Source organism: Dyadobacter sp. HNCC25DJ186 (genome assembly GCF_056895235.1).
Genome location: NZ_JBXHAS010000007.1, coordinates 35711 through 60854, shown reverse-complemented (window position 1 = coordinate 60854; position 25144 = coordinate 35711). Strand labels below are relative to the sequence as shown.

Annotated in this window: 20 protein-coding genes; 11 read left to right on the top strand and 9 right to left on the bottom strand. The window is 40.9% G+C overall.

Annotation, left to right across the window (positions count from 1 at the left end):
• The first annotated feature begins 91 nt into the window (after positions 1-91).
• Together AC1XUO_RS20130 and AC1XUO_RS20125 are read left to right on the top strand one after the other, a co-directional pair.
• Complete coding sequence (locus AC1XUO_RS20130) at positions 92-667, top strand: 5-formyltetrahydrofolate cyclo-ligase (protein ID WP_483331570.1); 576 nt, start codon at positions 92-94, stop codon at positions 665-667.
• 1014 nt (positions 668-1681) lie between these two features.
• The gene (locus tag AC1XUO_RS20125; protein WP_483331569.1) at positions 1682-2692 is read left to right on the top strand and encodes an aspartate-semialdehyde dehydrogenase; all 1011 of its coding nucleotides are present in this window, start codon (positions 1682-1684) and stop codon (positions 2690-2692) included.
• Between the two features lie 196 nt (positions 2693-2888).
• Here the strand turns inward: AC1XUO_RS20125 and AC1XUO_RS20120 are convergent, their stop codons facing one another.
• Both AC1XUO_RS20120 and AC1XUO_RS20115 read right to left on the bottom strand, forming a co-directional pair.
• A complete protein-coding gene (locus tag AC1XUO_RS20120; protein WP_483331568.1) occupies positions 2889-4106 on the bottom strand; it encodes an NADH-quinone oxidoreductase subunit D in 1218 nt (405 codons plus the stop codon).
• Between the two features lie 120 nt (positions 4107-4226).
• Positions 4227-5795, bottom strand: a complete 1569-nt coding sequence (locus AC1XUO_RS20115; RefSeq protein ID WP_483331567.1) for a glycoside hydrolase family 10-like protein — start codon at positions 5793-5795, stop codon at positions 4227-4229.
• Between the two features lie 228 nt (positions 5796-6023).
• Between AC1XUO_RS20115 and AC1XUO_RS20110 the strand changes: the two genes are divergently transcribed.
• The 5 genes from AC1XUO_RS20110 to AC1XUO_RS20090 all read left to right on the top strand — a co-directional run bounded on the left by AC1XUO_RS20110 (position 6024) and on the right by AC1XUO_RS20090 (position 15901).
• On the top strand, positions 6024-7838 hold the full coding sequence (locus AC1XUO_RS20110) for a glycosyltransferase (protein ID WP_483331566.1): 1815 nt from the start codon (positions 6024-6026) through the stop codon (positions 7836-7838).
• Positions 7839-7990: 152 nt separating this feature from the next.
• Positions 7991-8827: a 50S ribosomal protein L11 methyltransferase gene (gene prmA, locus AC1XUO_RS20105; RefSeq protein ID WP_483331565.1), complete on the top strand. Its 837-nt coding sequence runs from the start codon at positions 7991-7993 to the stop codon at positions 8825-8827.
• An 88-nt stretch (positions 8828-8915) separates the two neighbouring features.
• On the top strand, positions 8916-13580 hold the full coding sequence (locus AC1XUO_RS20100; protein ID WP_483331564.1) for a hypothetical protein: 4665 nt from the start codon (positions 8916-8918) through the stop codon (positions 13578-13580).
• Positions 13581-13733: 153 nt separating this feature from the next.
• Entirely contained in the window at positions 13734-14390 is a 657-nt protein-coding gene (gene plsY, locus AC1XUO_RS20095; protein ID WP_235151443.1) for a glycerol-3-phosphate 1-O-acyltransferase PlsY, read from the top strand.
• Between the two features lie 143 nt (positions 14391-14533).
• Positions 14534-15901: a dipeptidase gene (locus AC1XUO_RS20090; RefSeq protein WP_483331563.1), complete on the top strand. Its 1368-nt coding sequence runs from the start codon at positions 14534-14536 to the stop codon at positions 15899-15901.
• Between the two features lie 281 nt (positions 15902-16182).
• On the opposite strand, the gene AC1XUO_RS20085 is transcribed toward AC1XUO_RS20090, so the two are convergent.
• The gene (locus AC1XUO_RS20085; protein ID WP_483331562.1) at positions 16183-17415 is read right to left on the bottom strand and encodes a tetratricopeptide repeat protein; all 1233 of its coding nucleotides are present in this window, start codon (positions 17413-17415) and stop codon (positions 16183-16185) included.
• Positions 17416-17523: 108 nt separating this feature from the next.
• On the opposite strand from AC1XUO_RS20085, the gene hpt reads away from it, so the two are divergent.
• Positions 17524-18054: a hypoxanthine phosphoribosyltransferase gene (hpt, locus tag AC1XUO_RS20080; RefSeq protein ID WP_483331561.1), complete on the top strand. Its 531-nt coding sequence runs from the start codon at positions 17524-17526 to the stop codon at positions 18052-18054.
• A 120-nt stretch (positions 18055-18174) separates the two neighbouring features.
• Positions 18175-19575: an MBL fold metallo-hydrolase RNA specificity domain-containing protein gene (locus tag AC1XUO_RS20075; protein WP_483331560.1), complete on the top strand. Its 1401-nt coding sequence runs from the start codon at positions 18175-18177 to the stop codon at positions 19573-19575.
• A 52-nt stretch (positions 19576-19627) separates the two neighbouring features.
• Here AC1XUO_RS20075 and AC1XUO_RS20070 read toward each other — a convergent pair whose 3' ends face one another.
• Together AC1XUO_RS20070 and AC1XUO_RS20065 are read right to left on the bottom strand one after the other, a co-directional pair.
• Positions 19628-19822: a hypothetical protein gene (locus AC1XUO_RS20070; protein ID WP_483331559.1), complete on the bottom strand. Its 195-nt coding sequence runs from the start codon at positions 19820-19822 to the stop codon at positions 19628-19630.
• A 131-nt stretch (positions 19823-19953) separates the two neighbouring features.
• Positions 19954-20490 carry a CopD family protein gene (locus AC1XUO_RS20065; protein ID WP_483331558.1) on the bottom strand — a complete coding sequence of 179 codons (537 nt, stop codon included), beginning with the start codon at positions 20488-20490 and terminating at the stop codon, positions 19954-19956.
• A 238-nt stretch (positions 20491-20728) separates the two neighbouring features.
• Between AC1XUO_RS20065 and msrA the strand changes: the two genes are divergently transcribed.
• Both msrA and AC1XUO_RS20055 read left to right on the top strand, forming a co-directional pair.
• The gene (msrA, locus tag AC1XUO_RS20060; protein ID WP_483331557.1) at positions 20729-21403 is read left to right on the top strand and encodes a peptide-methionine (S)-S-oxide reductase MsrA; all 675 of its coding nucleotides are present in this window, start codon (positions 20729-20731) and stop codon (positions 21401-21403) included.
• Between the two features lie 141 nt (positions 21404-21544).
• Positions 21545-22072, top strand: coding sequence for a hypothetical protein (locus AC1XUO_RS20055; RefSeq protein ID WP_483331556.1), 528 nt, complete (start codon positions 21545-21547; stop codon positions 22070-22072).
• A 68-nt stretch (positions 22073-22140) separates the two neighbouring features.
• Here AC1XUO_RS20055 and AC1XUO_RS20050 read toward each other — a convergent pair whose 3' ends face one another.
• The 4 genes from AC1XUO_RS20050 to AC1XUO_RS20035 all read right to left on the bottom strand — a co-directional run bounded on the left by AC1XUO_RS20050 (position 22141) and on the right by AC1XUO_RS20035 (position 25096).
• Positions 22141-22908: a hypothetical protein gene (locus AC1XUO_RS20050; protein ID WP_483331555.1), complete on the bottom strand. Its 768-nt coding sequence runs from the start codon at positions 22906-22908 to the stop codon at positions 22141-22143.
• Positions 22909-22985: 77 nt separating this feature from the next.
• Positions 22986-23708: an RluA family pseudouridine synthase gene (locus tag AC1XUO_RS20045; RefSeq protein ID WP_235151435.1), complete on the bottom strand. Its 723-nt coding sequence runs from the start codon at positions 23706-23708 to the stop codon at positions 22986-22988.
• A 178-nt stretch (positions 23709-23886) separates the two neighbouring features.
• Positions 23887-24597, bottom strand: coding sequence for an ABC transporter ATP-binding protein (locus AC1XUO_RS20040; protein ID WP_483331554.1), 711 nt, complete (start codon positions 24595-24597; stop codon positions 23887-23889).
• Between the two features lie 34 nt (positions 24598-24631).
• Positions 24632-25096: a hypothetical protein gene (locus tag AC1XUO_RS20035; protein WP_483331553.1), complete on the bottom strand. Its 465-nt coding sequence runs from the start codon at positions 25094-25096 to the stop codon at positions 24632-24634.
• Between the last annotated feature and the right edge of the window lie 48 nt (positions 25097-25144).

Genomic DNA, 25144 nt, shown 5'->3' with positions numbered 1-25144 from the left:
CGGTTTCTTAGAAAATGTAAACGATCGCCGGATAATTTTTTTAATATTGACGCCTAATAATATCCCAGACCATTAATTTCTGCTCCGAGTTATGAATAAATTCCTTCTGCGTTCTGAGTTTTTACAAAAGAGGAAGGAACTTTCTGCAAAGGAAATTGAAGAAAAAAACGAGGCGATTCTGGAAAACATCAAATGTTTTTTTGAAATAAGCAGAATAAAAACAATTCATATATTTCTTCCCCAACTTGGTAAAACTGAAATTGATACCTGGCGAATCATTTCCTTCCTTCGCAATTTCGACCAGTTAAAAATCATTTCCCCAAGAACCATTCCCGGTACCAGAAAAATGGAGCATTATCTGCTAACACCGGAAACGATACTTATCAGTAATCAATGGGAAATTCCGGAACCGGACCCTGAATTTTCTTTAAAAATCGACCCTCAGATAATTGATGCTGTGCTAATTCCACTTCTGGCTTTTGACAAAAAAGGATTTCGGGTTGGTTATGGTGGAGGTTATTATGACAGATTTTTGGTTCAATGCAGACCTGATGTTATTAAAATTGGTTTATCGTTTTTTGATCCAGTGGACGAAATTGATGACGTAGATTCATTTGATGTGGCAATGAATTATTGTATTACGCCTTTTGGGGTTGTCGAATTTTAGAGGCTTAATGAATGTTGCCAGGGATTGGTCTGCAATAATTAAGATTATGCCAGTGTTATGTCACCCGTTCCGGGTTGGGAAAGTCGTGAATAATGAGCTTCTATAATAATGTCATCCCTTCGGGATTGTGGATTGGAGCAAAGTTCGTTCGTAATATATTTTTCAAATTCCAACTATAATTTTCGGGAAAACCGGATGAAGAAATCAAATTTGGCTACGGTTATGTCACCCGTTCCGCGTTGGGTTGAACGTCTTTAATTTGCCTCTACAATAATGTCATCCCTTCGGGATTGTGGATTGGACCAAAGTGCATTCGTAAAATGTTTTTCAAATTCCAACTATAATTTTCGGGAAAACCGGAGAAGAAATCAAATTTGGCTACGGTTATGTCACCCGTTCCGCGTTGGGTTGAACGTCTTTAATTTGCCTCTACAATAATATCATCCCTTCGGGATTGTGGATTGGAGCAAAGTGCATTCGTAATATGTTTTTCAAATTCCAACTATAATTTTCGGGAAAACCGGATGAAGAAATCAAATTTGGCTAAGGTGATGTCACCTGTTCCGGGTTAGGTTGAACCTGTTTAATTTATCTCTACAATAATATCATCCCTTCGGGATTGCGAATTGGAAGGCAGTGTTTTCATAATATTTTTTAAAATCTCTTTATAGCCTATGTTGATTTTCATATCCATTTAAAATCGATTTTTGAAATGAATCGCTTTTCGAAAAATTCGCCACTACATAATCCCGAAGGGATGGCAGTATTATAGAAAAATTACGAACTCAAATCCTCTAAAACCCCAACGGGGTGACATATGAATTATGGAATAATCAAGTTAATTTTCCAACAAATTGAAATTCTCAAATTTATCATCCAACGCATTTATACAATAAAAACGCAATTTGTTATTAAAATCCTCGTAAATTTGCACCACTTTTCAAATCCGGCAGATTTTACCGGAATATGTTGAGTCACAACAATTTTACAAATCACATTAATCCTGGTTTTAGAATGAAAATCGCAGTAGTAGGCGCTACCGGTCTGGTAGGCGGCGAAATCCTCAAAGTGCTCGAAGAGCGTAATTTCCCTGTGACGGAATTATTGGCCGTTGCTTCTGAAAGATCTGTTGGTAAGGAAGTTACATTCAAGGGTAAACAGATTAAGGTAATCGGATTTGAGGATGCCATTGCAGCTAAACCTGAAATTGCGATATTCTCGGCTGGTGGCAGTACTTCTCTGGAACTGGCGCCAAGATTTGCCGCGGCTGGAATTACCGTTATCGACAATTCCTCTGCATGGCGAATGGACCCTACGAAAAAACTCGTAGTCCCAGAAATCAATGCGATAACGTTGACCAAAGAAGATAAAATCATAGCGAATCCAAACTGCTCAACCATTCAGATGGTGGTGGTTTTGAATCCGTTACATCAAAAATATAAAATCAAACGTGTTGTTGTTTCAACATATCAGTCCGTAACGGGTACTGGGAAAGCGGCTGTTGATCAGCTTTTTGCGGAACGTTCGGGAGATAGCAATGTTTCAAAAGTTTATCCTCATCCGATTGACTTAAATGTATTGCCGCATATTGACGTTTTCCTTGACAATGGTTATACCAAAGAGGAAATGAAGATGACGAATGAGACGAAGAAAATTATGGGCGACGAGAGTATTGCTGTAACAGCAACAACAGTTCGTATTCCTACAATCGGTGGTCACTCGGAAGCTGTTAATATTGAATTTGAAAATGAATTTGATCTGGAAGAAGTTCGCCAGATTTTGAGCGAAGCGGAAGGCGTAATCATTCAGGATGATCCGAAAAATTTCCTTTATCCAATGCCATTGACTGCACATGGAAAAGACGAAACTTTTGTTGGACGTATCCGTCGTGATGAATCTCAGCCAAAAACTTTGAACTTATGGATTGTTGCTGATAACCTTCGTAAAGGTGCAGCGACAAACACAGTTCAGATCGCTGAATTTCTTGCAAAACACGAGTTGGTTGGTGTTGCACAGGAAGTTTAAGGTTTTTCAAATAAGTTATAAACGAGAAAAGAGTGGCCGGATGGTCACTCTTTTCTTATAACTAATAGGTATTAAAATTAGCAACCCAAATTATTGTCAGATTATTCGCTCCATAGGAGCCGGGTCTTCAAAAAAACCTATCGCGAATTTTTCTATAAACACGAGACTCCAAAGAAGCAACTTTTTTTCTAAAAAATCAACGATCAACCTCACCCATTATTACATCAATTGAACCAATAATCGCAACCAGATCTGCCAACAAAGCTCCTTTTGACATTTCTCCAATTACAGATAAATTGTGGAAACAACAGGAGCGGGCTTTGCATCGTACCGGAATATCCGACCGACCATCAGTTCGGAAGAAAAATCCTAATTCTCCTTTCGGACTTTCTCCACGTGTATAAAAATCCATTGCTTTTGGACGGATCTTTTTTGGAACAACAGCCTGCGGATCAAATGAAGGTGTCCGCTTATGATCTCCTTGCAACTGATCGAGACTTTGTTCAATAATTTTCACTGATTCCCAGCACTCAACAACTCGTACCCAGGTACGATCCCAACAATCGCCGACAGTTCCCATTTTCCCCTCTCCGATAGGTATATCAAAATCGAGCTCGGGATATACTGAATATCCATCAACACGACGAAGATCGTAGCGCAGACCAGAGCCACGCATCATTGGGCCTGTGCAGCCATAGTTTATGGCCACTGGCAACGGAAGGACGCCAACATTTGCCGTCCTTTGAATAAAAATTTTATTATCGACAACGAGCTGCTGGAGCTCAATAAGTTTAGGTTTCAGGTATTTTACGAATTCTGCACACCGCTCTTCAAAACCGACCGGAAGATCATAAAACAAACCGCCTATCCAGATATAATTATAGAGCATTCTTGCTCCGCTAACCCATTCTAAAAGACGCAAGATCTGTTCACGATCACGCATCATCCATAAAAAAGGCGTGTAAGCACCAATATCCATGGCATAGGTTCCTAATGCAACAAAGTGAGAAGCAAGCCTGTTTAATTCTGCTACAACCACCCGGATATATTCAATTCTTTTAGGAATGTCATTTTCAATACCCAGCATTCTCTCAACACCCATGACATAGGCATGTTCAGAGTTCATAGCCGCCACATAATCCATACGATCTACGTATGGAATAATCTGGTTGAAAGGCAAAGCTTCTGCATGTTTTTCAAAACAGCGGTGCAGATAACCAAGATGCGGAACTACATCAACTACCACTTCACCATCCGTCACTACTTCCAACCTTAATACTCCATGCGTAGACGGATGTTGAGGCCCCATATTCAACACCATTTCCTCAGTACGAAGCGTTTCGGAGTTGTATTTATTGGGTGCTGAGATAGAAAGATATTCTGGACGATATTTGTACTGGATGTCGTTACTCATGCGGTTTATCTATAATTTTTTTAGAAAGCTGTATCGTTTAAAATAACAAAAACCTTTCTAAATTGATTGCCTCTGAATCTTCAAATATGGGAAATTGTAACTCAGCTGAATTTTGTTAATTTAAAAACGCTGTAATTTTTGGTCAAGCACTTCAACTTTTAAAGGGCCAATAGGACGGCCTTCATTGTGCAGCCGATCAACAGCGGTGATGTAATAAACATATCTTTCCCCAACTTGAATAGTCATATCGACAAATTTCTCACCATCAAAGGCCATGCCTATTATCTTTCTGGGATCATGGGCGGAAGGCTTTTCATCAGGCGCAAAACGATAAATCACGTAGTATGTAGCCGTCTCTCCATCAGATGCCTGGTCCGGCTTTTCCCAAAATAATTCAAGTCCGTTATTCAGCAAAGTTGCTTTTAAGCTTTTAGGCGTTAGCGGCGGCACTGCATCTTTCCAGGACATTGTAGGCACCAGCGCCGGATAACGGAACAGATTATTTCTTAATGTATCTACGAAGCCGAGATTATTATTTTTCAAAGAACGAGAGCTGAAAAATATCGTCCCTTCGGCTTCATTTTCCCTCGAATATCTTATCTGATTGGGCAGTTCATTAGGATTCGCCCATTGCGTATCTTTCTCTTTTCCACCCACCCGGTAGGCGCCAAGTCCAACATAAAAGTGACGTCCATAACAGTTTTCGGTCCACCAATCAACAAGATTTTTGTAAGGTACCTTTCCAAATTTCGAAGAAAAATATACCTGTGGAGCGATATAGTCAACCCAGCCTTCACGAACCCATTTCCTGCTATCAGCGTAAAGATCATCATAAGACGCAAGCGCGCCATACGTTTTGGAACCTTCGGAATCTGTACCTTTATTTCTCCATACACCACAAGGACTGATCCCAAATTTAATTTTCGGATTAACCTCCATCAAGGCATCATGGATTTGTTTAACAAGCAAATCCACATTATTCCGGCGCCAATCATTTTTATTAGTAAATCCGCGCCCATACTGCCTGAATGTAGCGTCATCATAAATCACCTGGCCGGCTACAGCATAGGGGTAGAAATAATCGTCGAAATGGATTCCGTCAACATCGTAGTTTTTAGCAACATTAACGGCAATTTCAGTAATGAACTGGCGAACTTCCGGGATACCAAAATTAAATAATTTATATCCGTCGTAACTCAAAATCCAATCAGGATGCAGTCGGCTTATATTCTCAGAAGAAACACTTTTGGAAGACTTATGAACAAGTCTGTTCAAATTTAACCAGGCATGGAATTCCAATCCGCGCCGATGCGACTCCTTAATCATAAATTCCATAGGATCCCACATCGGCTCTGGTTTCCGGCCTTGCTGCCCCGTTAACCACTCCGACCACGGCTCCGAACTTTTCGCGTAAAACGCATCTCCAGCCGCCCTGACCTGCACAAAAACTGCGTTCATTCCGTTCCGCTTGTGAAAATCAAGTAGTGCAGAAAACTCATTACGTTGCTCATCGGGCACAAGATTTTTACTGCTAGGCCAGTCGATATTATCTACTGTGGCAATCCAGACAGCTCTAAATTCCCGTTTTGGCGGATAAATTGCCTCGAAATCTGTGCTTTGTGCCTTACATCCCTGAAGCAAAATAATGGTCAGCAATAAAGAAAACGCAATAATTGGAATTTTTTTCACTATTAAACGCATGCAAAATGTTAATCCGATCAAAGTAACGTATTTTAGACCAAAGTTAGCCGAGAACTTGCTTAATTTGTCGTAGCGGCAAATAAACATGTCCATTATATTGTTATTGTGAATTATTTTTCTGGATATTTATTGTGTAATTACAAGGATTTTTTGTGACAAATCCTCAGAAAATTACCTTTATTAGTACAGCTATAACGTTTTAACCCATATCCCATATTGGAACCATTTGTAAAAACAACTAAAAAAAACGTCCTTTTTGAAATAGCCTGGGAGGTTTGCAATCAGGTCGGTGGGATTTACACTGTTATCAGAACCAAAGTGCCAGCGATGGTCGAGAAGTGGGAAGATAATTATTACCTGCTAGGGCCATATTTTGAGAAAAAAGCTTCTGCTGAATTTGAAGAAATCACGGATCTGGACGACTGCAACGTCGGGAGAACTGTCCGCAGAATGCGTGAAATGGGCTACTCTGTTCATTATGGCTTTTGGCTGGTAACCGGAAAACCCCGTGTCGTTCTGTTTGACCTGGAAAGCATTGCGCATGAACTGGATCTGGTGAAATATAATCTCTGGGAAAAGAATCGTATCTCTACAATTAATGCTGAGCCGTTGGTTAACCAAACATTGTGTTTTGGTGAAATGGTACGGATTTATCTTAAAGAGTATGCAGAAGAAAATGCGCGAAGGGAGGATATTTCTGCACAGTTCCATGAGTGGATGGCCAGCAGCGGGCTGCCTGACCTGAAAAGAGAAAATGTTAAAGTAGCGACAACATTTACAACGCATGCGACGATGCTTGGACGTTATCTTGCGCAAAATGTTGAAGGATTTTACAGCAAACTTCCATTTTTTGACTGGGAGCAGGAAGCTAAAAATTACGGTATCTTAACCCAGGCTTCCATCGAAAGACAAGCAGCGCTAGGTGCACACGTGTTAACAACTGTGAGTGATGTTACTGCCCGAGAGTGCGAAGTTTTCCTGGGCAGAATGCCGGATCTTGTAACGCCTAACGGACTTAACGTTGTCCGTTTCCAGGCTGTTCATGAATTCCAGAATCTCCATTTGAAATACAAAGAGCGTATTCACGAGTTTGTGCTGGGTCATTTTTTCCCGAGTTATTCTTTTGATCTGGACAAAACGTTATATTTCTTCACGTCCGGACGTTATGAGTACAGCAACAAAGGTTATGATTTAACACTCGAAGCGCTCGCAAGACTGAACTGGAAAATGGTTCAGGCAAATATGGATATGACTGTTGTGATGTTTATCGTTACCAAACAGCCGTACTATTCAGTGAATCCGGATGTGCTTCAGTCACGGGCCGTTTTGAATGAGTTGCAGGAAACGTGTACAGCGATTGAAAAGGAAGTTGGAGAAAAACTATTTCTTGCAGCAGCTTCCGGCGCAGATCACAAAATGCCGGATTTAAATAATTTCGTCGACGAATACTGGCGTCTTCGCTTACGACGCACGATTCAAACTTGGAAAACAGATAAATTACCTGCCTTTGTTACACACGATTTGAAGGCAGAAGACGGTATCACCGATTTCTGTAAAAAAGCAAATCTTGTCAATAACGAGCGCGACCGCGTTAAAATCGTTTATCACCCGGATTTTATCTCATCAACTAATCCACTGTTTGGGTTAGATTATGGTCAGTTTGTTCGTGGATGCCACCTTGGCGTTTTCCCAAGTTATTATGAGCCATGGGGTTATACTCCATTGGAATGTGTAGTGCGCGGAGTTCCAACGGTTACGAGTGATTTGTCCGGGTTCGGCGATTATATTATGCAGATTATGCGCGATTATGAAAATCGTGGGATTTATGTGATCAACCGCAAGTCACAGACTTATGCCCAGGCAGCAGACCAAATGGCTGATATTCTTTTCAAATTTGTTAAAATGCAGCGCCGTGATCGTATCATGCAACGAAACCGTGTTGAAAATATCTCAGATGTTTTCGACTGGATGAATCTAAGATCGTATTATGACACAGCGCACGATCTGGCAACAAAGCGGAGAAAACCTTGATCTTATTCTCTAAATAATCGCTGACAGTTTAAAATATTGATTCGGCCCGCAGTGCAAATTCATGCATATGTGGGCCTTTTTAATGTTATCTCTCTCCTTGAATTTCTAAAAAAATTCAAGACCTTCACCATAGCATATCTATAACAAATCGCATGAATTACGTAGAAGTACAACTCGAACTCGATTCTGACTTTACAGAAATATTAATGGCCGAACTGGCTGAGGCTGGATTTGAATCTTTTGTCGAAACCGACGAAGGGTTATCCGCTTATATCCCGGAGGAAGATTTTAATGAAACTGTATTACAAGCGCTAATCGCCAAATACAGTGAGACTACCGCAATAGCTAGTTCATGGAAATCGTTAGAAAGGAAGAATTGGAATGAGGAGTGGGAAAGAAGTTATGAGCCCATTGAAGTAGGTAAAGAAATCCGCGTTCGCGCTACATTTCACGAGCCGGATCCAGGTTTCACTTATGACCTGCTGATCCAGCCAAAAATGTCTTTTGGGACCGGTCATCATGAAACAACCTGGCTTGTGATGAATGAGCAACTTAATCTTCCTCACGACGGTCTTTCGATTATGGATGTTGGTTGTGGGACAGGTATTCTGGCCATTTTGGCTTCAAAACTGGGTGCGAAAAGTTTACTGGGTTTTGATATTGACGACTGGGCTGTTGAAAATACAGCAGAAAATTTTGCAATGAACGGATTGGGAGAGGAGGCGGAAGTCTTTAAAGGGACCATTAATGAAGTGCCTGCCGATAAGAAATTCGGTGGAATTCTGGCAAATATTAATCGAAACATTCTGCTCGACGAGATCCCGAAATACGTTTCTCATTTATTGCCAGGTGGATGGCTTGTCACAAGCGGATTTTATGAAATGGATCAGGCTGATATCGAAAATTGTGGAGCAGAAAATGGACTTACCAAATTAAGATCAAATACACGCAACCAATGGGCGACTGTCATTTTTGAAAAGAATAAATAGATTAAGCGTTTAAGATACTGAACTTCTAATTACTGATTTTCAGTATCTTAAACTCGAAACACTAAGATTAAACTCTGCTAAATACTACATGAAGATCATTCGTTACTTCCTGTTATCCTGTATTATTTTACTCGGAGGCAAAAATCTCTCCGCTCAAAACCTCAAAGCCTCCGACGATCCTGGTCAGTTTATGGTGCAAATCAGGAAACTGATGGACGGTAGCAAAAACCCGGTTTATATCCGGTCGACAGCCCAGCTGGACAGTGTCTGGATGAGCTCCGTCAGTTCCCCACAGCAAAGTAAGTTTATTGGGGTTGTCAAAACGCAATTTTCAAAGGGACAGAAAGCAGGTCCGATCCTTCATTTGCTGATCAAAAATACAACCACATTGTTGAAAGGGCAGGGAGACGTTGACGGGTTTCTCGACCTCGCCGCAAAGTCTGGCGAAAAATATGATGCAAAGACCATGCAGCGGATCCTTGAAACCGTCAAAAATACAATAGAAACGAACAAGCTATACACATCAAATTTTAACTCACTTTATCTGCTTAGCGGTACTTATAAATTCCGTTTCGATACCACGAGCGCCGCCGTTGTTGAAGCGCAAAAAGTTCAGGCAGCCGACAATTGGGATACTCCGGTTGATTCCAACTTGGTGATTGCTCCAAAATCAAAACCTCTGCCGCCAGTTTCAGGAGCTGTAATTGATCTTCAAAATGCTGTTCTGGGTATGGTAGCCACTGGCGATTCTGTCGCTTTTGGACCAACAACAGGAAGTGTTTCTCTGAAAGACGGAATTTTTGCAGGAAAGGGTGGAAAATTCAATTGGCAAACGGCAGGCGACTCCTCAATCTACGCTGATTTTGATACCTATTCTTTTAATATAACCCAGCCAAAAATAGTCGCTGAAAATGTGACATTGCATAATGAAAACCAACTGGCCAATCCAATCAAAGGCACGCTGGAATATCGAAGTGTTAAAAGATCCAGAAGTCAGCCGGCGCAGTACCCGCGTTTTGTTTCCAATAAAAATGATGCACAGTTAAAAGCATCCAGGAAAAACATCGCTTATAAGGGCGGGTTTGCATTAATCGGAACAACCATGTTCAGTACGTCGCTCAGCGATGAACCCTCTAAAATTACCGTTTCTTTTCAGGACAAACCGGCATTTTCGGCAACCAGTAAAAAGTTCTCGCTGAAAGATTCTGTAATTTCTGCCCCGTTGGCTTCCTTCACAATGCCCATGGGAAAAGATTCTCTGTATCATCCGGGCGTCACTTTTACTTACAACGACCAGGAAGGACAAGTGAAACTCGGGCGTGCCGAAAAAACTGATTTTGGGCCATTACCTTATCAGGATTCTTACCACAAAATGAATATCTGGGCTCAGTTGATGCGCTGGACTTTTCCAAACGAAAAAGTTGAATTTACCCGGATTGACGGTAAACAGGTTGTACCGGTAAAACTCGAATCTTTTGATTTTTTCAAAAAAGAACGTTTCCGTGGTATCGCTCAGGAATTTGGTTTTCAGCCTCTTCTGATGGCTGCAAACTATACACAGACCGAAAAAAAACCGTCGTTTCTGGCCGAAGATCTCGCTAAAAAATTCAAACAGGATCCGGTAATCATTCGTCGGGCTTTACAAAGATTAGCGCTGGAAGGTTATTTCAAATACGACAAAACAACTGACGAATATTCAGTATCAAAAAAAGGAATTTTATATGTTCTGGGAAGCCTTGATAAAACGGATTACGACAATTTCCAGGTAAGCTCTCAGTTTGCTTCGAACGATGAAAATGCCAATGCAACGATTTCGCTGAAAGATACTTTACTGACAGTCCTGGGCGTAGGTCGTTTCATCGTTAGTGATTCATTGAAGATATTTGCCATTCCATCTGATAAAAAACTCGTTATTGGCCGTAACAGGGACTTTTCTTTAAACGGACAGTTGGTTGCCAACAATTACCAGTTTCGGGGACAAAATCTTAAATTCAACTACGGACAGTTTTTTGTTAATGTCAATCCAAACGACTCAATCACGTTCACGCCAAAAGAAAAATTCGCCAAAGGACAAGGCGGAGAAGTTGGTGGCCACGTGAAATATGAAAAAGGCGGGACTTTCTTTTTAAGTGATCCTGCAAACAAATCAGGTGTTCAAAAAGGCAAAAAGTCGCCGCGACTGGTGGTACCGGATGGTATGATCGTATACTTCGATCAGCCGGAAAGAGGAACGATCCTATATCCCCGGGAAGTCTTCTTTAAAATTCCTAAAATTGATATGGACGGACTGGATCAGCGCGATGTGATCTTCGACGGTACTTTCAACTCTAATGGAATACTTCCTCCAATTCAGACCATACTGAAAAGCATGCCCGACAACTCTCTTGGTTTTGAATATAAGCCGCCTGTGACCGAGTTGAAGTTATATGGAGGAAAAGCGATGGCGCGTTTTACAGATACGCTGACAATGGATAACGGTGGCTTAAAATCAAAAGCCGTTATGCGTTACCTGTCTGCTTCGATGACGGCAAAAAATGTATTGCTGACAGCTGATTCTTTACTTGCTTCGGGAGAAATTGCCAGCATCAAGGAAGCTACGATTGGCAAAGGATATTTTCCTGCGGTAGAATTAAAAGATTATGCACTCCGCTGGTTTCCAAATTCTGACAGTATGTTTATCAATACACAGGGAAAATCTTTTTCATTTTACAAAGGCACAACCAGTCTTGAAGGTGGATTGCTGCTGAGGTCTTCCGGACTTTATGGAAATGGAAAACTTAAACGTCCGGACTCGGAATTAACTTCGGACGATATCAAATTCAATAAAGATGGTTTTTTAGCAAACAGATCCCTTTTTGTAATTAATGGCGGGCAAGCTAAATCTGCCAAAAATATCCTCACGGGACGAAATGTAAATATCGATTTTAACATCAAAACTTCGGTCGTGAATTTCGTTACCGATTCAACTGGTTTTGATTCTGATTCTTCCGGTATGGAGCTTCCGGCGGCGTCTTACAAAACTTTGATCGCCACTGCAAAATGGGATATTTTGAAAAAGACCATTTTGATGAAGGGATTTGGAGAAACATCGTCTTACACTTCACTTGCTCCTGAACAGGAAGGGTTGACTTTTGAAGCTTCGGAAGGGATTTATGATGTCGAAAAAGTAACATTGAACGTACGCGGCGTGCCCTTTATCCGCACGGCTGACGTCAAAATTATTCCTGACAAAGGAATGGTAAGCATTGGCAGTAACGGGCAAATCGCGCCATTGAAAAAAGCCAGAATAGAAATCGATACTTTAAATGCCTCTCACCGTTTGCGCGATGCAGATATTAAAATTGATTCCCGGAACCGGTTTGAGGGCTCTGCAACCTATCAGTATATCACGGCTCGAAAAGATACCTTTAATATCAAAATGCAGAACTTTGAATTAAGGGAAATTGAAACTGCGGCAGAAGGAAAAAAATCAAAAGGAAATACGGAATCAGGACCGATCCAGTATTATACCACAGCAAAAGCAGATATCAAGGAAGCTGAAAATTTAATCCTTTCTCCAAGAATTCAGTACAAAGGCGATATCAATCTGATCGCTTATCAGCCGTCGCTTCAGCTTGAAGGATTTGTAAAACCTGTTATCAAATTCCGCAAAGATTTCCAGAGTTCCTGGATCGTTTACAAGGATACACCAGGCGAAACCGTTGGTATAAAAATTGACAAAAACCTCCGCAATGAGCATGATCTGCCGCTTTCTGTTGGTTTGCATTTCAATGAAAGCCGCGGAATGTACATGTCATTTTTGTCTCCAAAAGAGTCCGATGGTGACGAGGATATTTACCTTGCGCAGGGAACCTTAAACTATGACGAGGATAACAAAGCCTTTAAAGTTGCTCCGCCAGCGGGACCGGACGGGCTTGTGGACGAAGGAAATACGTTAACATTTGACGATAAAACCGGTATTGCATCCTTCTCCGGCCCGATGAAATATACCTCATCGGATTGGCTGCAGTCGGCAGGTATTGCCAATGTGCAGGTTGATAGTTCACGGTTTACTTTCAATTCAATGTTACTGATGAAACTTTCAGCGCTGGAACCGGTTTTACCTCAGCTGGCTGCAAAAATCGTTGAAACAAATCTTGAAGAACAGAACAGTACGGCGGCCGACGACGATGCTGAAAACCTAAACAGGAAATTGTCAGCGCTTATTGGTTCAAAAGGTGTTGACGCTTATCTCAAACTTTCGGCTGCCGGATATAAGCCCTTGTTCGATGCATCTCCGACACTTGATGCACCAATTGCGCTATCCAGCGTTGACTTACACTGGTCGCCGGTTCATAACGCTTATTTTTCGCAAGGCCCCATTGGCGTTTCCCACTTTGGGAAAAATAACATCAATGCACAGATGGAAGGTGTCCTTGAAATCCGTCGGTCTGAGCTTGGTGACGAATTTAGCATGTATCTGCAGGCCTCGCCAGACGTTTGGTATTATTTTGATTACAAAGAAAAAGAACTAGGTGTTGTATCGTCACAAATGGATTTTAATGATCTGGTTACCTCAAAAGGTGCCAATTCAAAATCCAAAGATATGTCGCTGGTATCTATTGGCGTCGAAGAGAAAGATTTGTTTGTAAGCCGCTTTGACGACTTCTATCAGCCAGCAGTTAAAAAGGCCAAGCTCACCAAGACCGTTAAGAAAAAAGTTATTCCGGCAGAAGAAAAAAAGAAGAAAGAAGAAAAAGCCGAGGGTTTCTGACAGTCAAATCGTTAGATACGGAATTTTATTTTTTGGCGAACAAAACCTATTTTTGCATTTTAATGTTAGAATACCGTTTGCTTGCTTAATTGGCAAAAGAGCCGTATTTTTAAGAAACTTTTAAAGTTCAAATTAACCTACCAATAATACAAAATGAGCATTGCCTTATTCATAATTACGACAATAGCCGCCTATTTATTAGGATCCATTCCAAGTTCGGTATGGTACGGAATTGGTTATTTCGGAATTGATGTACGTAAACACGGAAGTGGAAATGCAGGAGCTACCAATACTTTCAGGGTGCTTGGCAAACGTGCTGGGACTATTGTTATGCTTATCGATGTCATGAAAGGCTGGACGGCAACCTGCCTTGCTTCCATGTTGTTTTACATGGGAACAATTGCCGAGGGAGATATCTTAATGTACAAGATCATCTTTGGTATTATCGCCATAGTTGGGCATATTTTCCCGGTATTCGTTGGGTTTAAAGGCGGAAAAGGGATTGCTACATTGCTTGGTATGGTACTTGCCATTCACCCGGAACTTGCAGCATTGAGTATCGCCATTTTTATATTGACATTGATTGCCTCTCAATATGTTTCTTTAAGTTCAATTCTGGCCACATTGGCGTTTCCGGTTATGTCTTTACTCGGCGTTTTCGGTCAGCCAGAAACATTGCTCGTAATCTTTGGTTTTGTCATGTTTGTTCTGGTTGTGATCACGCACCAGAAAAATATTGTCAGACTGCTGAACGGTAATGAGAGCCGCGTAAACATTTTCGCAAAATCAAAATCGAAAGGACATTCCTGAGAAACAAAAAATTAGAAATACCGACCCCTAAGGTGATTGCCTTAGGGGTTATTTTTTTAAATTGGGCACCGTTTAATCTTATAGATTTGCATATTGTAATCGTATCAAAAACGGTTAATATTTTAATTTTAGACTGATAAAAAATGAATGACTACATCGAAAAAAACCGAGATAAATTTTTAAACGAACTTTTAGACCTAATCAGAATTCCCTCGGTAAGTGCTGATTCAAAGTTTAAAAACGATATGATCAAAGCCGCAGAATTTGTGCGTGATAGTATCGTCGGTGCAGGAGCGGATAAGGCAGAAATTTATGAAACGCCGGGACATCCGATTGTTTATGGTGAAAAAATGATTGATCCGGCTCTGCCCACAGTTTTGGTTTATGGACATTATGACGTTCAGCCGGCGGATCCTTACGAATTATGGGATTCCCCGCCTTTTGAACCTGTTATTAAAAACGACCGTATTTATGCCCGCGGTGCCTGCGATGATAAGGGTCAGTTTTATATGCACGTAAAGGCACTGGAAACAATGCTGGCAACAGATTCTTTGACTTGCAATATCAAGATTATGATCGAAGGAGAAGAAGAAGTTGGTTCTTCCCATCTGGAAACATTTGTCAGAGAAAATCGCGAGATGCTGAAATGTGATACCATTCTTATTTCGGATACAAGTATGATCGCAAACGATGTACCGTCCATTGAAACAGGACTTCGTGGATTAACCTACCTTGAAGTTGAAGTTGTGGGCGCTAACAGAGACCTTCATTCGGGCGTGTACGGAGGCGGTGTGGCAAATCCGATTAATGTGTTGTGTGAAATGATCGCTTCGCTCAAAGATGAAAACGGGCATATAACCATCCCAGGTTTTTACGACAATGTCCAGGATTTATCTCAAACGGAAAGAGATGCGCTGAACGCTGCGCCCTTTGATCTTGAAGAATACAAAAGAGATCTTTCAATCGCAGATGTGGCGGGAGAGAAAGGATATTCAACGATTGAGCGTACTTCTGTTCGTCCTACGCTGGATGTCAATGGAATTTGGGGAGGTTATATTGGTGAAGGAGCAAAAACAGTTTTGCCATCAAAAGCGAACGCCAAGATATCAATGCGCCTGGTACCAAATCAAACGGATCAGGAGATTTGTGATCTTTTCACTAAACATTTTGAAGCCATCGCGCCGTCTTCGGTGAAGGTTAAAGTTGTTCCGCATCACGGCGGCTTGCCTTATGTTACGCCAACAGATTCTATGGAATACAAAGCGGCAGAAATGGCGATGGAAGAATCTTTTGGTAAAAAGCCGATTCCAACACGTGGAGGCGGAAGTATTCCGATCGTTGCATTATTTGAGCAGGAACTGGGAAGAAAAAGTATTCTGATGGGTTTTGGCCTGGATATCGATGGCCTTCACGGACCGAATGAGAGTTATGGTCTGTTTAATTTTTACAAAGGCATTGAAACGATTCCTTTGTTTTTCAAGCATTATGCTAAATTGAAGAAAGGGGAGTAGGTTGTTTGGTTGTTTGTGCGACGGCAAAAAAGCTTGTGATTAGTGGCTGTCTTTTATTACCCGTCCGACCGCGAGAAAGCTTGTGATTAGTGGCAGTCTTTTATTACCCGTCCGACGGCGAAAAAGCTTATGATTAGTAGGCTGTCTTTTATTACCCGTCCGACGGCGAAAAAGCTTATGATTAGTGGCTGTCTTTTATTACCCGTCCGACGGCGAAAAAGCCGTAGGACGGGAGGCCCGTCGGATGGTTTTTTTCACCATCCGACGGGTAATAAAAACATCTATTTTCTCCTGTTCCGTCGCTCTTCCCTTTTTAGCTTTTTCAGGCTGTCAATGTGTTTTTTAGCCTCCTTATGCTGGCTTGACTTACGGTCTGCTTTGTCGTCTGCGAGTTTGTAATAACTCAACGCCTCATCATAGTTTTTTTGAAGTTCTGCGATTTTCCCTAAACCTAAAAGTGAAGAGACATAATAACCGGCATTCATCGAATTTGTCTGCGTAGAAAACTCAACGGCCTTTTTGAAATACTGACTGGCCAGATCGTAGTTCCTGTAATATTGCATGTTGTAAAAACCAAGAACGTACGCTGCATTTCTGCCACTTACGCCCTCATATCCCGGCATTCCCTGACTTATTTTATTGAGAATATTTTGTGCGGCTTTTTCAGCTTCACCTGTTTTTCCGGTCACAAACGCTGTCCGGCAAAAATATCTTTCAAAATATGGATTGTTAGGATAGGTCTGCCACATGTACTTCGCCATTTCATAAGCTTTTCCATATTCATTTTCCATGCTGTAAATCTGCAAAAGGAAATATCTTGCCTCAACCCTCGTGTAAAATGCATTGTTTCCAACCTTTTCAAGCTGTTGTTCACCCAGTTTTTTATTGCCTTTTGGGAAAAAAGCAAGAATGGGTTTAAGCAGTGGATACTCATTTGACACCCATTGCGCATAGTAGTTATAGAGGCCATCTCCAAAAAGCAGCTCCGGAGATAAATCGCCATTTCCTTTACATATTTCCAGATATTTCAGCGCGCTTTTTCCTGCAAATGTAGCCTTTGTCCATTGTTTGCGTTCGGAATACAGACGACCTTTAAATGCGTGGGCTGCTGCAAGAAAAAATGCAGGCTCTATTTTATTTTTTTCGTCTTCATACAAGGTCTCAGCCAACGTAATGGTAGAGTCCATGTGCGCAAGGAATTTTTTGTCATACGTCTCAATATCAGTATTTGGCACAATTTTCCACCATTCGGCCAGACCCATCAAAAAATGAGGCATGGGATGTTTGGGATAGCGGTATCGCAGCCAGCGGAATTCTGCATCAGCTTCGGCAAATTTATAGTTATACAACATATTAATTGCCTCTGTCGCTTCTATCTGGACGCCCGGATTCTTAAGAACCATATCATAATTCTTGTCCAGTTCGGCCGAGGAGTATAGTTGGGCAACAGCAGAAGTGATCGAAAGAAAAATAACAAGAACGTAAGCAATAGGTTTAACCAGCACTTTTTTCATAATTAAGCTTAAAAATCTGTCAATATTAACGTTCGATTCATAATTTACGTTTGCGGGGAAGTGTGTTTTTGAAAAAAGAGTTAATATTACTGTTTAAGAAAATCCGACATGATTACAATTCACGATAAAACATTTACTCCATTCATTTCCCAGGAGGTTATTGAAAACCGTATTGCAGAGCTTGCAGCACAGATTAATACTGATTATCAAGGACGAAAGCCTTTTTTTCTGGTTGTCCTCAATGGAGCCTTTCTCTTCGCTTCCGAGCTTGTAAAAAGAATTCCTCTTTCCTGCGAAATCACTTTTATCCGGTTGTCGTCGTATTCCCAAACAGAATCAACCGGAAAGGTACGGCAAATCATTGGTTTGGAAGAAAACCTTATCGATCGTGATGTAATTATTATAGAAGATATTGTAGATACCGGTCTCACCATGCACCAATTGCTTCTGCAAATCCGGGAATTAGGGCCAAATTCTGTTGAAATTGCGACGCTGCTCCACAAGCCCGAGGCTATAAAAAAACCGATTGAACTGCGTTATGTCGGCTTCGAGATTCCAAATCGTTTCGTTGTTGGATATGGTCTGGATTATGACGGATTGGGCCGTAACCTGGACGCGCTGTATGTATTACCTGAATAAACTGCATTTACAAAAATACTGAATTGTATCTTTTCAGGAAAATTTTAAATCCATTTGCGTTAATTCTGATTGAATTTCCTCAAATTGAATTTTTAATATCCATCAAAAAGCGACTATATCATGCGAATTCAGTTTTTTGGTGCCGCACGCACCGTTACGGGCAGCAAGCATTTGGTTACTACTGAAAGAGGTACAAAAATATTACTGGACTGCGGATTATTTCAGGGAATTCAGACGGATGAGTTTAATCAGGAATTTGGATTTAAACCAGCCGAAGTTGATTACCTGGTTCTTTCTCATGCCCATATTGATCACTCAGGTTTGATTCCACGACTGGTCCGAAAAGGATTTTCTGGACCCATTTTCTGCACATCTGCAACGGCAGATCTATGCAGGATCATGTTAATGGATAGCGCACATATCCAGGTGAAGGATCTTGAACGAATCAACCGGAGAAGAGAAAGACAGGGCCGGCCATTATTGGAAGAATTATATAACGGAGAGGATGCGGAGAAAGCATTGGCTTTGTTACACACCGTCCAGTATAATCAAACATTTCATCTTGGAACTGACGACGAAGTGGCCGTTTTTTTCACAGATGCGGCGCACATTTTGGGGAGCGCTGCTGTTCATTTGAGTATTCCTGATAAAGGTACTTTTAAAAAACTGACCTTTACCGGAGACATCGGCCGACCGGAAGATCATATTTTGCGCAAACCAGATCACTTTCCTCAGGCTGATTTTATCATTTGTGAATCAACTTATGGGGATAGGCTACACGAAAAGCAGACGGATATGCAGGCACATCTGCTCCGGGTAGTACACGAAACTTGTGTGGAACGAAAAGGGAAAGTCATTATTCCTGCATTTGCCATTGACCGGACGCAGGAATTAATTTATGCCCTCGACCAGCTTTCGAGCGCTGGCAAACTTCCCAGAATCGATGTTTATATCGATAGCCCGCTGGCAATCCGCGCCACTAAAATCATGAAAGAACATGAGGAATGTTTTAATCCTGAAATTTTGGATTATATCGAAAAAGATGGCGACGCTTTTGCTTTTCCTAACCTGCATTATATTTCTGACGTAAGCGAATCCATCGCCTTAAACGAATCCAAAGAACCTTGTATTATTATTTCAGCATCGGGTATGGCAGAAGCCGGCCGTATCAAACATCATATCAAAAACAACGTAAATGACCCCAATTCAACGATTTTGCTCGTAGGATATGCTTCGCCAAATACTTTGGCAGGTGCCTTGAAAAGGGGAGATGAAGAGGTAAATATTTTTGGGGAAATGTATCCGGTGAAAGCACAGGTAGAAGTAATGGATTCATTTTCGGCACACGGAGATTACAGTGAAATGTTACAATTTCTGTCCTGCCAGGATCCTGAACATGTTAAAAAAATATTTTTGGTACATGGAGAATATGAGACGCAGGTTTCATTTAAGATCAAACTTGAAAAGGCTGGATTCAAGCACATCCACATACCGGCATTATATGAAAGTGTGGAAGTTTAGAAACAAAAAAGGAGCTTTAAAGAGCTCCTTTTTTGTTTCTGTCCTAAGGTTATTAGCTGGTATGTCTATCCGCAATCATTCTTCTGTTCTTTAATAATAAGGTTGTTGATCTGGACGGTTTACCATCGATCCATTCAATGATAAAAAATGGCAATGAAAGGATTGATGTCAAAATCAATGCTAATACCATGATCACTGCAAACCAGATTTTGGCTATAAAATATATCGCTTTATTTAAGTATGTCATGATCGTCAAGTTTTGTATGTAACAAATAAACAATTAAATAAATAAAAGAACCATACCAAAGCGGCACATTCCTGAATATTCTATAAAACGCTTATTTTCAAGGAAAAATTTGCCTTGATGAAAAAATACTATTATTTACTCTCCCGAAGTTTTTTGACAATTTTCACTGCCGACATAATTATTACCGCAAAGGCGATCAGCCCCAAAACACCCCAGATCCAGTCAACAGAATTTTTAAGTACCACTAAAAATACGATCGAAAAAAGGAAAATGGTTGCCACTTCGTTCCACAGCCGGAGTTGCATCGAGCTAAACCGAAATTGTCCTTTTTTTATTTCGAGGATTAGTTTCCGGGTAAAAAAATGGTATCCCACCAGGCCGAGTACGAAAGTCAGTTTCATATGCATCCATCCCTGGCTAAGCCAGTCAGGTGTGATGTAGATCATGATCGATCCGGTAATTAATGTCAGCCACATGGCCGGAACCATGATGGCGTTCCAAAGCAATTTTTCCATTTTTTGAAACTCTGCACTCAAAGCGTCTTTGATGGCGTCCGCTTTGCTCTGCGCTTCGGTGTGATAAACAAGCAACCTTGGCATATAAAAAAGCCCCGCAAACCAGCTGACGACGAAAATAATATGGAGTGCTTTAAAATGTAAATAAGTCATTATTCATTAGGGTGATGATCATAAATTCGGTTGTCCGATGACAACATATTAAATCGATGTAATGATCCATTTCGGAATCCTGTATCGTATATTAATTGTCATAAATTGTAGAAATCGTCTACAATGGTTACAAGTTCAAAGTATTTGTTTTCTGCCTTACGTGAAAAAATTAATACAAACTTTATGCTTTGAATAACTGTTAACCTGATAGAAGTTTAAAATTAACTATATACTTTCAATGAAACCAATCGTCCCGATTTTCACATTCGTACTGATGTGCTGTATGGTGGTCATATCTTGCGCACAATCCGATAAAAAGCAGAAGAAAAAAATGAGCAATGAATCTTCCGTATCAACTCCAGTGGATACAGCTAATACACAAATCGCAACTTTTGGAACCGGTTGTTTCTGGTGTTCCGAAGCTCTGTTTGAAACATTGGACGGGGTAAAGGACGTCGTTTCAGGCTATTCAGGAGGACATGTTAAAAACCCAGGCTACAAAGAGGTTTGTGAAGGGACGACCGGCCATGCCGAATGTATTCAGGTGATTTACGACCCTAAAAAGATCACTTACACGGCTTTACTGGAAGCATTTTTCAGAGGCCACGATCCAACAAGCTTAAATCGTCAGGGAAATGACGTTGGCCCGCAGTATCGTTCCGTGATTTTTTACCATAATGATGAGCAGAAAAAACTTGCAGAAGAAGCAAAAGCCGAGTTGAACAAATCAGGCGCTTATGCCAAACCGATTGTGACTGAAATAACGAAGGAACAAACGTTTTATACGGCTGAAGATTATCATCAGGATTATTTTGCAAAAAATCCTGATCAGGGATATTGTGCATTTGTAATTGCACCAAAGCTTGATAAATTCCGTAAGGTATTTCATGATAAATTGAAGAAGAATATCTAGCTTTTAAACCACACAATGCCTCAAAAGCCCCTTTGATCATTGTAAATTTCCGTATAATAAGTATCAATGGCACAAGTTTTGAAGCGACGTATTTAACGCTTTAATTTGTGCCATTAATTTTTACTTAATCAGTCTATGAAAATGAAAAACATTCTATCAACGCTATTCGTTATCGCGATTCTCGGAATTTCGTCACAGTCGGCTTCTGCACAGGAGCAATTTGAAAAAGGAGATAAATTATTAAATGCAGGTATTAACTTAGGAGGAACTTATGGCGGAGGTGGCGTCGGAATAGGAGCTTCTTACGAATATGGTGTGCATGATTTTATTAGTGTTGGAGGTCAGGCAGACTTCATTACATGGAATTATGGCTGGGTTGGAAGTGACATCAGATACAACTTCTTCACCATTGCTGCACGTGGTTCTTATCACTTTGGTAAGCACTTTTTAACAATCAACACGCTCGATCTATACGCAGGCCCTTCATTAGGATACAGAGCTGCAAGCTACAATTATGATGGTCTTGGGTATAACAATTCTTATGGCAGCGGTGTCTTTTTTGGAGCATTTGCTGGTGCTCGTTATTATTTCAAACCAGCCATGGGAGTTTTTGCCGAGGTTGGTCACAATGCATCTCCTTTGAAAGTTGGTATTACATTCAAATTCTAAAATTTAAGTCATCAAATAAAAAATCGGCTGGGATTCATATCTCAGCCGATTTTTATTATGCTTTAAAATTAGAACATCATTTTTAGTGATAAATATCCCGAATTCGTCACCGGATTAAAACCAGGTCCAAACTTTAATGAAATCGGCTCTCCTCTTCTCAAAAGCTCTCTGCGAATTCTGGTAGCTTTTGACCCGTTTTTCCCTGCTTTGACAAAGCCAATTGTTCCGAAAGTTGCACCGCCAATTAGTCCCCCGATCACCAGCAAAGCACCGGTCCCTTCATTATTATTGTAACTATAACTACCGTAACCATTGCTTGTGTATCCGCTATTTGTAATTAATGCGGCACCAACACCCATAGAAATTGTTCCAAGGACAGTCCAGACAATTCCTGAAACCAATCCGTTCTTGGATCTTGATTTATAATATTGATACGACTGTTTGAGCTGGCTAGATTTTTGGGCAAATATGGTTTCATCAAATTTGCTAGCCGGGAGTGGTTGCGGATTCCGTTCTACTGGTTTCGCCCCACCTTCTTCTTTAAAAAATTCACTGCTGGAAGATTCCGGAAAAGTAGCAACATCACCATTTCCGTAAAGCACTGACGCAATTTCTGTCTTATTCACAGAGAAAACCGGGCCATCCGGATCCGTTAATTTTTTATATTTAATAAGCTTTTCATCAACCTCCTGAATAGAAACCTCGATTTTGGAATTGTTTTTCAGGACGATAATATCCGGTTTGCGATTAGTTTGACCGTTGCAGATACTGGTTAAGCCAACCACAAAAATAAAAATCGTTATTGTACTTTTGGTCAATGATAAAATTAATTTCATAAACTATTGAGAAGGATTGAAAGATGGTAACTTATGGACGGATTGTTTATTAGGGCAATTTGACTTGATGTTAACAGCTAAACACCAAACTTATTCAGCTGCTTCACCAACACTTCAAAATCCTTTGGATATGGTGCTTCAATTCTCACGCGTTCGCCATTCATCAGAGCAAAAGATAGTGAAAACGCATGAAGGGCAACCCGCTGAATCAGTGGCTGTTCCTCTGTTTCTTTTTTAAGGTTAAATTTACGTTTCAGGCTGGAAAGAAAAATTTGCTCGCCGCCATATTGCGGATCGCAAACGATCGGTGCTTTCAGGCACGAAAGGTGGATACGGATCTGGTGCATGCGTCCTGTAACCGGGATACATTCTACCAAAGTATAACCACGATATACTTTTAAGGTGTTAAAAATAGTTTCAGCAACTTTTCCTTCGGCACGATCGATCTTCACGGCCGTACCATTTTTCAATGCTAAAATCGGTAGATAAACGGAGATACCTTCCAGATTGTGAATGCCGTTGGTTACGGCGTGATAACGTTTGGTAACCTCTCTATGCTCAAACTGCATGGCCAAATGGCGATAAGCTGCGGGATTTTTAGCAAATGCCAGTACGCCGGAGGTTTCCTTATCCAGCCGGTGTGCTGCTTGTAATTCAGGATTATGTGCTTTTGCAAGGCGTAAAACACTACCACCACGGTCGGCAGTACGCTCATCCAACGTCGCCAAATGAGGCGGTTTATTTACGAGAAGAAAGTCCTCGTCTTCAAATAAAATTAAGTCTGCGAAATTGATTTTCATAATTTAACTAAGTACTGTATTCCAGTCAGTTTGTGCATTTTTATGACCGGTTCTTACTTATCAGTGAAGTCTCTGACGAGTGAAAAGAACGATAAACGGTTATAACTAATTCCATTACAACAGCATATCTCTTTTTTTATCAAAGTTAACTATTTTGTACTTAGCAATAAAATTCGCGTCAAACCAGCTGGCTTACCTTTGTTGGATTTGGATTTATCGTATCGGACTCCACCAGACCGTCACGGAGACGAATAATTCTGTGTGCATAGTACGCAATATCCTCTTCGTGGGTAACCATCACGATCGTATTTCCTTTGCTATATAACTGGTCAAAAAGATCCATAATTTCATAGGAAGTTTTGGAATCAAGGTTTCCCGTTGGTTCATCGGCCAATAAAATACTCGGGTCGTTTACAAGCGCTCGTGCAATCGCAACACGCTGGCGCTGACCGCCGGAAAGTTCATTTGGCTTATGTCCGGCACGGTTTTCCAAACCTACATTTTTTAAGGAAAGCATCGCCTTTTCTGTCCGGTCGGCTTTGTTTAATCCTGCATAGATCAGTGGAAGAGCAACGTTATCAAGAGACGACATTCTGGGTAAAAGGTTGAAAGTCTGAAAAACAAAACCAATTTCCTTATTACGGATCTCGGCCAGTTCGCTTTCCGTCATATCACTTACGTCCTTGTTATTCAAAATGTATTTTCCTGTACTGGGTGTGTCCAAACAGCCAATAATATTCATCAAAGTAGATTTCCCGGAACCTGAAGGCCCCATGAAAGCGACATATTCTCCTTTGCTAACAGAGATTGTTACTGATTTCAAAGCCTGGATAACCTCACTGCCCATCACATAACGTTTTGAGATATCGGTCGTTTCAATGATTTTCATACAGAAATTATGTTTTGATAGGAAAGTTTAGTTTTCATGTAGACGCCACCGCGGCTGCTGCTGCTTTTTGAAAATACCCGTAAACAAAAAGTCCGGCGAGAATCATAACCGGAGACATATTGTCTACTTCAATATCCCCTTTGTTTTTCCAGACACTGGGTTTGGAATAAATCGCCTGATCCTGACCGCCAACAATTTTCCAGCTCTTCCTCATCCAAGAGTCAAAAGTCCAGCTACAAGATCTGCCTTCATAAGTGATCACCGCAGAAGTTTTCCAGAAGTTGTATTCAATATGTCCAAGTTGTTTTACGCCTTCAATATCCAGAATTGCTGTTTTTCTCTTCCAAAAGCCGGTGGTTTTAAACCGAACCATATATCCGTCCAGTTCGCCGTAAGCATCGTCTTTCCAAAGGCTACGTTTCAACAGACCGACGATCAGTTTCCCACGAAAAATACGTGTCTCCTTTCCGATCATTGTTGATGTCCACTGTAACGTCATAACTTTTTCGGGATTTTTGAGAAATTTCAGCCCACCAATGAATAAAGA

Coding starts and splice junctions, on each gene's coding strand:
- msrA (WP_483331557.1), top strand. CDS start 20,729: ATGAAACCAATCGTCCCGATTTTCACATTCGTACTGATGTGCTGTATG.
- AC1XUO_RS20050 (WP_483331555.1), bottom strand. CDS start 22,908: ATGAAATTAATTTTATCATTGACCAAAAGTACAATAACGATTTTTATT.
- AC1XUO_RS20070 (WP_483331559.1), bottom strand. CDS start 19,822: ATGACATACTTAAATAAAGCGATATATTTTATAGCCAAAATCTGGTTT.
- prmA (WP_483331565.1), top strand. CDS start 7,991: ATGAATTACGTAGAAGTACAACTCGAACTCGATTCTGACTTTACAGAA.
- AC1XUO_RS20040 (WP_483331554.1), bottom strand. CDS start 24,597: ATGAAAATCATTGAAACGACCGATATCTCAAAACGTTATGTGATGGGC.
- AC1XUO_RS20055 (WP_483331556.1), top strand. CDS start 21,545: ATGAAAAACATTCTATCAACGCTATTCGTTATCGCGATTCTCGGAATT.
- AC1XUO_RS20130 (WP_483331570.1), top strand. CDS start 92: ATGAATAAATTCCTTCTGCGTTCTGAGTTTTTACAAAAGAGGAAGGAA.
- AC1XUO_RS20125 (WP_483331569.1), top strand. CDS start 1,682: ATGAAAATCGCAGTAGTAGGCGCTACCGGTCTGGTAGGCGGCGAAATC.
- AC1XUO_RS20100 (WP_483331564.1), top strand. CDS start 8,916: ATGAAGATCATTCGTTACTTCCTGTTATCCTGTATTATTTTACTCGGA.
- AC1XUO_RS20085 (WP_483331562.1), bottom strand. CDS start 17,415: ATGAAAAAAGTGCTGGTTAAACCTATTGCTTACGTTCTTGTTATTTTT.
- AC1XUO_RS20075 (WP_483331560.1), top strand. CDS start 18,175: ATGCGAATTCAGTTTTTTGGTGCCGCACGCACCGTTACGGGCAGCAAG.
- AC1XUO_RS20120 (WP_483331568.1), bottom strand. CDS start 4,106: ATGAGTAACGACATCCAGTACAAATATCGTCCAGAATATCTTTCTATC.
- AC1XUO_RS20065 (WP_483331558.1), bottom strand. CDS start 20,490: ATGACTTATTTACATTTTAAAGCACTCCATATTATTTTCGTCGTCAGC.
- AC1XUO_RS20035 (WP_483331553.1), bottom strand. CDS start 25,096: ATGACGTTACAGTGGACATCAACAATGATCGGAAAGGAGACACGTATT.
- hpt (WP_483331561.1), top strand. CDS start 17,524: ATGATTACAATTCACGATAAAACATTTACTCCATTCATTTCCCAGGAG.
- AC1XUO_RS20045 (WP_235151435.1), bottom strand. CDS start 23,708: ATGAAAATCAATTTCGCAGACTTAATTTTATTTGAAGACGAGGACTTT.
- AC1XUO_RS20090 (WP_483331563.1), top strand. CDS start 14,534: ATGAATGACTACATCGAAAAAAACCGAGATAAATTTTTAAACGAACTT.
- plsY (WP_235151443.1), top strand. CDS start 13,734: ATGAGCATTGCCTTATTCATAATTACGACAATAGCCGCCTATTTATTA.